This is a genomic window from Pseudomonas sp. PDM03, assembly GCF_014852385.1.
Taxonomy (GTDB): domain Bacteria; phylum Pseudomonadota; class Gammaproteobacteria; order Pseudomonadales; family Pseudomonadaceae; genus Aquipseudomonas; species Aquipseudomonas migulae.
In genome coordinates, this window is record NZ_JACVBM010000001.1 from 1,028,740 (window position 1) to 1,040,624 (window position 11,885).

The following is an 11,885-nucleotide window of genomic DNA, read 5'->3' on the forward strand; positions in this document are numbered from 1 at the left end:
AAGGCAGCGGTCGGCGACGTATGCTACTTGGGTAGCGGTCAGGCGCTTCGATGGGATGAGAGTTCCAGCAAACACCACAAAACCTGTAGGAGCCGGCTTGCTGGCGATAGCGGTAGGCCAGACAACAATGATGGTGACTGATGCGCCGCTATCGCCGGCAAGCCGGCTCCTACAATTCCGCGTCCGGCGTTCCATTGTCTGCCATCACACAAAACCTGTAGGAGCCGGCTTGCTGGCGATAGCGGTAGGTCAGACAACAATGATGGTGACTGATGCGCCGCTATCGCCGGCAAGCCGGCTCCTACAAATCCGCGCCCGGCGCGCCGCTTTCTGCCATGACACAAAACCTGTAGGAGCCAGCTTGCTGGCGATGGCGGTGGGTCAGGCAACAATGATGGTGACTGACAGTCCGCCATCGCCAGCAAGCCGGCTCCTACAAGGGATTGGGGGTTACCAGGTCAACACCGCCCCCACCGCGAAGGTGTCGGTGTCTTCGTTTTGCGCGCTGGTTTGGTGGCCATTGATTTCGAACTGGTTGTACTCGGCCACCAGTTTCAGGTTGTCGTTTACGTCATGGAACAGCGCAATGCCGCGAGTCTCATAGTCCGCGCCGCTGCCCACCACGCCGTTGCCGTCGTCCTTGGTCTTGCCGTAGGACAAGGCCAGGCGGTTTTTGCCCAGCTTGTACGAGCCCTGCAACAGGTAGCCGTCGCTGTCGACATTACGCAGCGTCGGTTCGCCGGCGTTGTTGGTGAAAAACGGGTTGATGCCCTTCGCCTGGAATCCGGAACCGGTCAATGACAAACCGCCCATTTTCGCCTGCACGCCATAACCCAAACCTTTGGAGGTCACTGACTGAATCGTGGAATCGGTGTTGTCCGAAGTCTGGTAGCTGCCGTTGACCCAGCTGTAAATCTTCGCCCCGGCAAGGTCGAACTGGTAAGTGATCTCGCTCTCGGTGCGCGGGTTTTCCTGATAGGCCTTGCCGGTCGCGCTGCTGTCGTTGGTGTCCACCGGGTCCATGATCCCGACCGCGACTCGCAAGCCGTCCATCACCGGGGTTCGGTAAGTGATCTGCGACGTCGGGAACGGGTACGGATAGCCGCTGCCGATGTTGCCGAACGACACCCCGCCGCCATCCACCAACCCGAGCGTGTCGCTGACCTGGCCGTAACCGGCCAGCAACTCATCGAGCAGAATGTTGGAACGGGCAAACAGACCGAAGTCCTTGCCGATCAGCACTTCGCCCCATTCCGGGTTGGCCACTGTGCCGTAGAACTGCCGCACGTCGATGGCGGTGTCGGTGCCGTTGGTTTCGCTGTCGTTGATGGTCACCCAGAACGACGCCCGGGCACCGAGCTTGAGGTCGTCGACCTGCTTGCCCATGTTGAAGCCCAGGTAGTTGGGCAAAAAGCCCATTTTCACCCGCGCCTGTCGACGGTCGAACTGCTCGCCGGCACGGTCGACGTCGCTGTTCACATAGAAGGCGTTGATGTAGCCATCGGTGGAAAACGTGGTCTGGTCCTTGTCGTACAGCATGATTTCGGCTTCGGCCATTGAGCTCAAACCCAGGGTCGACAGGCTGGCGATGAAGGCTGGCAAGTAACGGTGCTTGAAATTCTTATTGTTGTGCATGACGCGCTCCGCAGCGGGGGACTGGATGTCGGAGGCGATTATCGAAAGCGGACCGGCGGCGTCATACGCTGCCTTGGGGGTGGTTTTGAAGTGCTTTGGCGTGGCCGGTGGAGTGCAGCAAGTTGGGTGTAAGACCGGGCCACGACGAGGGCCCGGAACTTAAGGTGTAAGACGCCTAGACGCCGGCCTTGAACAGCATGTAGGCCGCGACCACCACGCAGAGGCTGGCGAAGCCGATCTGCAGGGCCCGGGCCGGGACTCGGGCGCACAACTGTCGGCCAACGATCATGCCGATGACGCTCGCGACGATGAACGACACGCCCAGACCATCGATCCGCACCCCGGCATGAAATGCACCAATCACGCCGATGGCAGAAATCAGGCTGATGACCATCAAGGACGTCGCGACGATCCCGCGCATCTGCACATCGGTCAGTTGCTTGAACGCCGGGACAATCAGAAACCCGCCGCCGACCCCGAGCAACCCGGAGACCACGCCGGTCACCGCGCCGAGTGCGGCCAGGGTTGCGGTGCATTTGGCGGTCCAGGAAAAGCGCCCGGTCTGTTGATCGAGCATGCAGTTTTTCTGGCCCCAGTTGGCATGGCCGTGATCGCTCGGCCCTTCTTCATGGCGCTCACGGCGCAGCATCCGCCAGGCCACCATGACCATCAGCAGGCTGAACAGAATCATCAGGATTTTTTCCGGCAGTTGATGGGCAAAGTAGATGCCGACCGGGGAAAAAATCGCCCCCAGCAAGGCGATCAACAACGCCGCGCGATAACGCACCAGGCCATGGCGCAACCCATCGACGGCCCCGACCGCCGCCGCGCTGCCCACCGCAAACAATGCAACGGGGGCCGCTTGTGTCATGGTCAAACCCAACCCCAGCACCAGGGCCGGAACCGCAAGAATGCCGCCACCGGCGCCGGTCAATCCGAGGACCAGGCCCATGGCCACACCAAAAAAACTTGCCAGCAACATAAAACGCTCGTGATCCATGAGAAGAGCCGGGAACGCCCGGTATCGATGACTGACAGGATAGAGCCCGCGCAGCTTTTTTCCTGCATTGAATTGATCGGGGCTGGTCAGCGCAGGGAAAATGAAACTACCCTGAACACCTGTCCCAAAAGAAACGGCCACCATGCCCGCCTTGATTGAAGCCTTCCTCGACCCCGCCTCATCGACCTACAGTTACGTCGTTTACGAGGCCGACGGTGGCCAGTGTGCAATCGTCGACCCGGTGCTCGACTACGATCCCGCCGCCGGGCGCACCGCCACCACCCAGGCCGATAAAATCATCGCCTTCGTGGGTGAACATCAGTTGCAAGTGCAATGGCTGCTGGAAACCCACGCCCACGCCGATCATATGTCTGCCGCGCCTTATCTGCGTCGGGAGCTGGGCGGCAGGATTGCGATTGGTCAGTCGATCAGCAAGGTGCAGGGCGTGTTCAAAGGCCTGTTCAACCTTGAACCGGAATTTGCCGTGGACGGTTCGCAGTTCGATCACCTGTTTGCCCCCGACGAATCGTTCATGATCGGCAACCTCAAGGCCACGGCGCTGCACGTGCCCGGTCACACGCCGGCGGACATGGCCTATTTGATCGACAGCAGTGTCATTCTGGTGGGCGATACGTTGTTCATGCCGGATGTCGGCACTGCACGCTGCGACTTTCCCGGTGGGAATGCCAATCAACTGTTCGCCTCGATCCAGAAGCTGCTGGCGTTTCCGGCCAGCGTGCGGCTTTACGTTTGCCACGACTATCCGCCTGAAAATCGCAAGCCCCAGTGCCAGACCACGGTGGGCGAGCAGCGCAAGAGCAATATCCACATCCATGACGGCATCGACGAAGCGGCATTCGTCGCTATGCGCACCCGGCGCGATGCGGGACTGGGCATGCCGACGCTGTTGTTGCCGGCGATTCAGGTCAACGTACGAGCCGGGAATTTGCCACCGCCCGAAGAAAACGGCATCACCTACCTGAAAATCCCCCTGAACAAACTCTGACTCTTGCTGACGATGGCGATCCCGAAGCCGCCATCGCTGGCAAGCCAGGCTCCTACAATTGCACGGTGCCGCACCAACCCGCCCCCACCACAAAACCTGTAGGAGCCGGCTTGCTGGCGATAGCGGCTTCGGAATAGCAATCGCCGGCAAGCCAAGCTCCCACAATTGCGCGGTGCCGCACCAACCCGCCCCCACCAAATAACTGTAGGAGCCGGCTTGCTGGCGATAACGGTGTGTCATGCAACAATGATGGTGGCTGATGCGCCGCCATCGCCAGCAAGCCGGCTCCTACAGGTTTTGTGTTGTTTTGGGGGGGCAGGTCAATTGGTCAGGGTCAATCCATTCGCCGGCAACGGCAGCGCGGTTTTATAGCGCACTTGCTTGAGCGCAAAGCTTGAGCGGATGTTCGCCACACCTGGCACTTTGGTGAGGAAGTCCATCATGAAGCGCTCCAGCGACTGAATGGTCGGCACCAGCACCCGGATCAGATAATCCGGATCACCCGCCATCAGATAGCACTCCATCACTTCCGGACGATCCGAGATCGCTTCCTCGAAATGCTGCAACGCCTCCTCCACCTGCTTCTCCAGGCTGACATGAATGAACACATTCACATGCAGCCCCAACAGGTCGGCGTCCAGCAGCGTCACTTGTTCGCGAATCAATCCCAATTCTTCCATCGCCTTGACCCGGTTGAAGCACGGCGTCGGCGACAGATTCACCGAGCGTGCGAGGTCGGCGTTGGTGATGCGCGCGTTCTCCTGAAGGCTGTTGAGAATGCCGATATCGGTACGGTCCAATTTGCGCATGAGAAAAAACCACCTGTTATTTTTGTTTATGCAGATTTTTTAACCTCAAATGACCACCAACGCAACGAAACACAGATAAATATTCTCCTGCGCCGGGCCTATGATGTTTGTAGGACAAGATTTCCATAACACGTGGAATGACGGTCAGCTCACTACAAGAAATTCACAAGATCGAGCGTAGAAGCCATGAACCAAGCGTATGAACCGCTGCGCCTGCACGTCCCTGAACCCTCGGGCCGTCCAGGCTGTAAAACCGACTTCTCCTACCTGCATCTGACCGATGCCGGCACGGTGCGCAAACCCCCAATCGACGTTGAACCCGCCGACACGGCCGACCTGGCCCGCGGCCTGATTCGCGTGCTCGACGATCAGGGCAATGCCCTGGGCCCGTGGGCCGAAGGCGTACCGGTGGAGATCCTGCGTAAAGGCATGCGCGCCATGCTCAAGACGCGGATCTACGACAACCGCATGGTGGTCGCCCAGCGTCAGAAAAAAATGTCGTTCTACATGCAAAGCCTTGGCGAAGAAGCCATCGGCAGCGCCCAGGCCCTGGCCTTGAACATCGACGACATGTGCTTTCCGACCTACCGCCAGCAAAGCATCCTGATGGCACGTGAAGTGCCGCTGGTGGACCTGATCTGCCAATTGCTGTCCAACGAGCGCGATCCGCTCAAGGGCCGTCAGTTGCCGATCATGTACTCGGTCAAGGAAGCCGGTTTCTTCACCATTTCCGGCAACCTCGCCACCCAATTCGTCCAGGCTGTCGGCTGGGGCATGGCCTCGGCGATCAAGGGCGATACCAAAATCGCCTCGGCCTGGATCGGCGACGGCGCCACTGCCGAGTCGGACTTCCACACCGCCCTGACCTTCGCCCACGTGTACCGCGCGCCGGTGATCCTCAACGTGGTCAACAACCAATGGGCCATCTCCACCTTCCAGGCGATTGCCGGTGGTGAAGCCACTACGTTCGCCGGTCGTGGCGTCGGTTGCGGCATCGCCTCCCTGCGCGTCGACGGTAACGATTTCTACGCGGTCTACGCCGCTTCCGCCTGGGCCGCCGAGCGCGCCCGCCGCAACCTTGGCCCGACCATGATCGAATGGGTCACCTACCGCGCCGGCCCGCACTCGACCTCCGATGATCCGTCCAAATACCGTCCTGCCGACGACTGGAGCCACTTCCCGTTGGGCGATCCGATTGCGCGCCTGAAGCAGCACCTGGTGAAAATCGGTCACTGGTCCGAAGAGGAACACGTCGCCGTCAGCGCCGAACTGGAAGCCGAAGTCATCGCCGCGCAGAAAGAAGCCGAGCAGTACGGCACCCTCGCCGGCGGCCAGATTCCGAGCGCCGCGACCATGTTCGAAGACGTCTATAAAGAGATGCCGGAGCACTTGAAGCGCCAGCGTCAAGAGTTGGGGATCTGACATGAACGATCACAACAACAATATTCAACCGGAAACCGCCATGACCACGACCACCATGACCATGATCCAGGCCCTGCGCTCGGCCATGGATGTGATGCTTGAACGTGACGACAACGTCGTGGTGTTTGGTCAGGACGTTGGCTACTTCGGCGGCGTGTTCCGTTGCACCGAAGGCTTGCAGAACAAGTACGGCACCTCCCGCGTGTTCGATGCGCCGATCTCCGAAAGCGGCATCGTAGGTGTTGCCGTGGGCATGGGCGCCTACGGTTTGCGTCCGGTGGCCGAGATCCAGTTCGCCGACTACGTGTACCCGGCGTCGGACCAGATCATTTCCGAAGCCGCCCGCCTGCGTTATCGCTCGGCCGGCGAGTTCACCGCCCCGATGACCCTGCGCATGCCTTGCGGCGGCGGCATCTACGGTGGCCAGACGCACAGCCAGAGTATCGAGGCGATGTTTACCCAAGTCTGCGGCTTGCGCACGGTGATGCCGTCCAACCCGTACGACGCCAAAGGCCTGCTGATCGCCTCCATCGAAAACGATGACCCGGTGATCTTCCTGGAGCCAAAACGCCTGTACAACGGCCCGTTCGATGGTCACCACGAACGTCCGGTCACGCCATGGTCGAAACACCCGGCCGCGCAAGTCCCGGACGGTTACTACACCGTGCCGCTGGACGTCGCCGCCATCACCCGTCCGGGCAAGGACGTGACCATCCTGACTTACGGCACCACCGTTTATGTGTCGCAAGTCGCCGCTGAAGAAAGCGGGATCGACGCTGAAGTCATCGACCTGCGCAGCCTGTGGCCGCTGGACCTGGAAACCATCACCAAGTCGGTGAAGAAAACCGGCCGTTGCGTGATCGTTCACGAAGCGACCCGCACTTGCGGTTTCGGTGCCGAACTGGCTGCCCTGGTGCAAGAGCACTGCTTCCACTACCTGGAAGCGCCGATCGAACGCGTCACCGGTTGGGACACCCCCTACCCGCACGCGCAAGAGTGGGCGTATTTCCCTGGTCCGTCCCGAGTGGGCGCGGCTTTGCATCGGGTTATGGAGGTCTGAATGGGCACGCACGTTATTAAAATGCCGGACATTGGTGAAGGCATTGCAGAAGTTGAACTGTCGGTATGGCACGTCAAAGTCGGCGACATGGTCGTCGAGGATCAGGTGCTGGCCGATGTCATGACCGACAAGGCGATGGTCGACATCCCTTCGCCGGTGCACGGCAAGGTGATTGCGCTGGGCGGCGTGCCCGGCGAAGTCATGGCGGTTGGCAGCATCCTGATCAGCATTGAAGTCGAAGGCGCGGGCAACGTTAAAGAGTCGGCCCAGCCTGCGGTTGCTGCCGCGAAAGAAGCGCCGGCACCCAAAGTCGAAGCTGTTGCAGCAACCAAACCGGCACCTGCCGCAGCGCCGCGAGCGGCCGTCTGCCAGGGCCCGATGGTGGCTCGCGAAGCCGACGAGCGTCCGCTGGCCTCCCCGGCCGTGCGCAAACATGCGCTGGACCTCGGCATTCAATTGCGCCTGGTGCGTGGCACCGGCCCTGCCGGTCGCGTGCTGCACGAAGACCTGGACGCCTATCTGGCGCAAGGTCAGTCGAATGCAACGACCGCCACCGCCGCTTACGCCCAGCGCAACGACGAAGAACAGATCCCGGTGATCGGCATGCGCCGCAAGATCGCCCAGCGCATGCAGGACGCCACCCAGCGCGCCGCCCACTTCAGTTATGTCGAAGAAATCGACGTCACGGCCGTGGAAGAACTGCGTGCGCACCTGAACGAAAAACACGGTGCGACCCGTGGCAAGCTGACCCTGTTGCCATTTTTGGTCCGCGCCCTGGTCGTCGCCCTGCGCGACTTCCCGCAGATCAACGCCCGTTACGACGACGAAGCCCAGGTCATTACCCGCCTCGGCGCGGTGCATGTGGGCATCGCCACTCAAGCCGACATCGGTTTGATGGTGCCCGTGGTGCGTCACGCCGAAGCCCGCAGCCTGTGGGACAACACCGCCGAAATCTCCCGTTTGGCCAGCGCCGCACGTAACGGCAAGGCCAGCCGCGATGAATTGTCCGGCTCGAGCATCACCCTGACCAGCCTCGGCGCATTGGGCGGAATCGTCAGCACCCCGGTGCTGAACCTGCCGGAAGTGGCGATTGTCGGCGTCAACAAAATCGTCGAACGCCCGATGGTGGTCAAAGGCCAGATCGTGATCCGCAAGATGATGAACCTCTCCAGCTCCTTCGATCACCGCGTGGTCGATGGCATGGACGCGGCGCAATTCATCCAGGCCGTTCGTGGCTTGCTCGAACAACCCGCCACCCTGTTTGTGGACTGATTTTAATGGAGCAGGGCATGCAGATTTTGAACACCACGCTGCTGATCATCGGCGGCGGTCCTGGCGGTTATGTGACGGCGATCCGTGCCGGTCAGCTGGGCATCTCGACCATTCTGGTGGAAGGCGAATCGTTGGGCGGTACCTGCCTGAACATCGGCTGCATTCCGTCAAAGGCGCTGATCCACGTTGCCGAGCAGTTCCACCAGACGCAGCACCACAGCAAACATTCTGCGTTGGGCATCAGCGTCTCGGCGCCGACCCTCGATATCAGCAAAAGCGTCGAGTGGAAGGACGGCATCGTTGATCGCCTGACCACTGGCGTTTCGGCGCTGCTGAAAAAGAACAAAATCCAGGTTATTCAAGGTTTTGCGAAAGTTATCGATGGTAAAACCGTAGAAGTCGGCGACACGCGTATTCAGTGCGAACACCTGGTGCTGGCCACCGGTTCGAAAAGCGTGAACCTGCCGATGCTGCCGATTGGCGGGCCGATCATCTCCTCCACCGAAGCCTTGGCACCCACATCGGTACCGAAACGGCTGGTGGTGGTCGGTGGCGGTTACATCGGTCTGGAACTGGGGATTGCCTATCGCAAGCTCGGCGCCGACGTCAGCGTGGTCGAGGCGCAGGATCGCATCCTGCCGGCCTACGACGCTGAACTGACCCAGCCTGTTCATGATGAATTGAAAAAACTCGGCGTGAAGCTTTACTTGAAGCACAGCGTCCAAGGCTTTGATTCTAATAACAATACATTGCAGGTTCTGGAACCGAACGGCGAAACCCTGAACCTGGAAACCGATCAGGTACTGGTCGCCGTTGGCCGCAAACCCAACACCCAGGGCTGGAACCTCGAAGCGCTGAATCTGGACATGAACGGCTCGGCGATCAAGATCGACAACCGTTGCCAGACCAGCATGCGCAACGTCTACGCCATCGGCGACCTCAGCGGTGAACCGATGCTTGCGCACCGGGCCATGGCTCAGGGCGAGATGGTGGCCGAGCTGATCAGCGGTAAAACCCGCGAGTTCAACCCGACGGCTATCGCTGCCGTGTGCTTCACCGACCCGGAACTGGTGGTGGTCGGCAAGACCCCGGACGAGGTCAAGGCAGCAGGCCTGGACTGCATCGTTTCAAGCTTCCCGTTCGCGGCCAATGGCCGGGCGATGACGCTGGAATCGAAAAGTGGCTTCGTGCGAGTGGTCGCTCGTCGGGACAATCACGTGATTGTTGGCTGGCAGGCCGTTGGCGTGGGTGTTTCGGAATTGTCGACCGCGTTTGGCCAAAGCCTGGAAATGGGCGCCCGGCTGGAAGACATCGCCGGCACCATCCATGCGCATCCGACCTTGGGCGAAGCCGTCCAGGAAGCGGCGTTGCGTGCGTTGGGGCATGCGTTGCACCTGTAATTCAGAACAATGGATGGCGGCAGAGATGGCCCCATCGCTAGCAGGCTAGCTCCCACTTTGGAATGCGTTCTCCTGTGGGAGCTAGCCTGCTAGCGATTTCTTGAGGCCAACACAATTTATCTGTCTGTCTTCCGATAGTCCGGGCTGCGATTTAGGCCCGGAATGAAGTATTGTTGTCCCCATCCAAAAAACGTCAGAAGCCTTGAACCGTTTCGACGGTTGTTAAGTGATAGAGGGTGTCATGGGTAACGAAAGCATCAATTGGGACAAGCTGGGTTTTGATTACATCAAGACAGACAAGCGCTATCTGTCGCACTGGCGTAATGGCGAGTGGGACAAAGGCACCCTGACCGAAGACAATGTGCTGCACATCAGCGAAGGCTCGACTGCCCTTCACTATGGCCAGCAATGCTTCGAAGGCCTGAAGGCCTACCGTTGCAAGGACGGTTCGATCAACCTGTTCCGCCCGGACCAGAACGCCGCCCGCATGCAGCGCAGCTGCGCCCGCCTGCTGATGCCGCATGTGTCGACCGAGCAGTTCATCGAAGCGTGCAAGGAAGTGGTCCGCGCCAACGAGCGTTTCATCCCGCCTTACGGCACCGGCGGCGCGCTGTACCTGCGCCCGTTCGTGATCGGCGTGGGTGACAACATCGGCGTGCGTACCGCACCCGAGTTCATCTTCTCGATCTTCTGCATCCCGGTCGGCGCTTACTTCAAAGGTGGCCTGACCCCGCACAACTTCCTGATCTCCAGCTACGACCGTGCCGCCCCACAAGGCACCGGCGCAGCCAAGGTCGGTGGCAACTACGCCGCCAGCCTGATGCCTGGTTCCCAGGCCAAGAAGGCGCATTTTGCCGACTGCATCTACCTGGACCCGATGACCCACACCAAAATCGAAGAAGTCGGTTCGGCCAACTTCTTCGGGATCACCCACGACAACAAGTTCGTCACCCCGAACTCGCCGTCGGTGCTGCCGGGCATCACCCGTCTGTCGTTGATCGAATTGGCCAAGACGCGTCTGGGCCTGGAAGTGGTTGAAGGTGACGTGTTCATCGACAAGCTGTCCGACTTCAAGGAAGCCGGCGCTTGCGGTACGGCTGCCGTGATCACCCCGATCGGCGGTATCAGCTACAACGACCACCTGCACGTGTTCCACAGCGAAACCGAAGTCGGCCCGGTCACCCAGAAGCTCTACAAAGAGCTGACCGGTGTGCAAACCGGTGAGATCGAAGCGCCAGCAGGCTGGATCGTCAAGGTTTGATCTGACCTCTGCTGCATCCAAGCCCCCCATCGTCTTGGCGATGGGGGGCTTTTTTATGAGCCAGACATTCCATTCGCCTCAGAACTGTAGGAGCCGGCTTGCTGGCGATAGCGTTCGTCCAGTCGACATATTTATCGCCTGAACGAACGCTATCGCCAGCAAGCCGGCTCCTACAAATGCTCGGTGTTCGCCGAAATGAGGCGCTTGCCCACCCTGCCCTTGATGCCGCTGACCTGATCGGCCTGGGTGATCAATCCCGGAATCAGCGTGCCTACGGGCAGATTTTGCTTCAGATCAAACCGGGCGCCGATTTCCTTGCGGCCCAACGCGGTCAACGTCAGCGCCCGGCTGTCCAGATCCTGCGTCACCCATTTGCGCTTGATCGCCGTTTGCAGCAACGCCGCGCCCAACGAACCACCCAGATGCGGTCGGCGCATGCTCCAGTCCAGGCACGGGCAGGCAAACCGTCGGCGCTGCGTGGTCAGGTCGTTGACTTCAATGCCCAGCCCTTCGAACAACGCCTCGCCGCTGTCAGTCAGCCGATAAGCCTGCTCATCGGTTTCCAGCAACCAGCCTTTTTCCAGCAGCCGGTCATGCAGCAACACCGCCAGCGTGCCGGCCATGTGGTCGTAGCACGTGCGGGCAAATTGCAGGCGGTCCGGAGTGCGTGGGTTGAAGGTCGGCGCGGTGTTCTGGCCGATCACCATCAACGCTTCCAGCGCCTGGGCCACGCGTTTGTCCGCGAGGCTGTAATAGCGATGACGCCCTTGAACATGCAGACGCAGCAGCGCCAGGTCCTTGAGTTTGGCCAGATGCGCGCTGGCAGTGGAAGCGCTGACTTCGGCAATCGCCGCCAACTCAGTGCTGGTGCGGGCGTGGCCGTCCATCAATGAACACAACATTTTGGTCCGGGCCGGTTCGGCAATGGCCGCCGCCACCTGTGAAACACCGAGGTCGTGAAGTTCTGCGTTCATATTTCGCTCCCGGACGAATCAAGCCCTTTTCGGACTGGAGATAGTA

At 60.3% G+C, this 11,885-nt stretch carries 10 protein-coding genes; 6 read left to right on the top strand and 4 right to left on the bottom strand.

From position 1 onward, the window contains the following. Positions 1 to 450 precede the first annotated feature (450 nt). On the bottom strand, positions 451 to 1,635 hold the full coding sequence (locus IB254_RS04615) for a porin (protein ID WP_192416570.1): 1,185 nt from the start codon (positions 1,633 to 1,635) through the stop codon (positions 451 to 453). A gap of 175 nt (positions 1,636 to 1,810) precedes the next feature. Next, positions 1,811 to 2,617, bottom strand: a complete 807-nt coding sequence (locus tag IB254_RS04620; protein WP_192416571.1) for a sulfite exporter TauE/SafE family protein — start codon at positions 2,615 to 2,617, stop codon at positions 1,811 to 1,813. Positions 2,618 to 2,777: 160 nt separating this feature from the next. Here IB254_RS04620 and IB254_RS04625 point away from each other — a divergent pair, with 160 nt between their 5' ends. Continuing rightward, positions 2,778 to 3,641 carry an MBL fold metallo-hydrolase gene (locus tag IB254_RS04625; protein WP_192416572.1) on the top strand — a complete coding sequence of 288 codons (864 nt, stop codon included), beginning with the start codon at positions 2,778 to 2,780 and terminating at the stop codon, positions 3,639 to 3,641. A 320-nt stretch (positions 3,642 to 3,961) separates the two neighbouring features. Here the strand turns inward: IB254_RS04625 and bkdR are convergent, their stop codons facing one another. Continuing rightward, complete coding sequence (gene bkdR / locus IB254_RS04630; RefSeq protein WP_008034067.1) at positions 3,962 to 4,450, bottom strand: Bkd operon transcriptional regulator BkdR; 489 nt, start codon at positions 4,448 to 4,450, stop codon at positions 3,962 to 3,964. Between the two features lie 186 nt (positions 4,451 to 4,636). Between bkdR and IB254_RS04635 the strand changes: the two genes are divergently transcribed. The 5 genes from IB254_RS04635 to IB254_RS04655 all read left to right on the top strand — a co-directional run bounded on the left by IB254_RS04635 (position 4,637) and on the right by IB254_RS04655 (position 10,865). Then, a complete protein-coding gene (locus IB254_RS04635) occupies positions 4,637 to 5,872 on the top strand; it encodes a 3-methyl-2-oxobutanoate dehydrogenase (2-methylpropanoyl-transferring) subunit alpha (protein ID WP_008034068.1) in 1,236 nt (411 codons plus the stop codon). Between the two features lies 1 nt (position 5,873). Next, positions 5,874 to 6,932, top strand: coding sequence for an alpha-ketoacid dehydrogenase subunit beta (locus tag IB254_RS04640; RefSeq protein ID WP_008040031.1), 1,059 nt, complete (start codon positions 5,874 to 5,876; stop codon positions 6,930 to 6,932). Continuing rightward, positions 6,933 to 8,204 carry a dihydrolipoamide acetyltransferase family protein gene (locus tag IB254_RS04645; protein ID WP_192416573.1) on the top strand — a complete coding sequence of 424 codons (1,272 nt, stop codon included), beginning with the start codon at positions 6,933 to 6,935 and terminating at the stop codon, positions 8,202 to 8,204. Positions 8,205 to 8,221: 17 nt separating this feature from the next. Beyond that, a complete protein-coding gene (gene lpdA, locus IB254_RS04650) occupies positions 8,222 to 9,604 on the top strand; it encodes a dihydrolipoyl dehydrogenase (protein ID WP_192416574.1) in 1,383 nt (460 codons plus the stop codon). 241 nt (positions 9,605 to 9,845) lie between these two features. Beyond that, positions 9,846 to 10,865 (top strand): branched-chain amino acid aminotransferase, encoded by a 1,020-nt coding sequence (locus tag IB254_RS04655; protein WP_008034076.1) that lies wholly within the window; start codon positions 9,846 to 9,848, stop codon positions 10,863 to 10,865. Between the two features lie 170 nt (positions 10,866 to 11,035). Here the strand turns inward: IB254_RS04655 and IB254_RS04660 are convergent, their stop codons facing one another. Continuing rightward, positions 11,036 to 11,839 carry an ArsR/SmtB family transcription factor gene (locus IB254_RS04660; protein ID WP_192416575.1) on the bottom strand — a complete coding sequence of 268 codons (804 nt, stop codon included), beginning with the start codon at positions 11,837 to 11,839 and terminating at the stop codon, positions 11,036 to 11,038. Positions 11,840 to 11,885 lie beyond the last annotated feature (46 nt).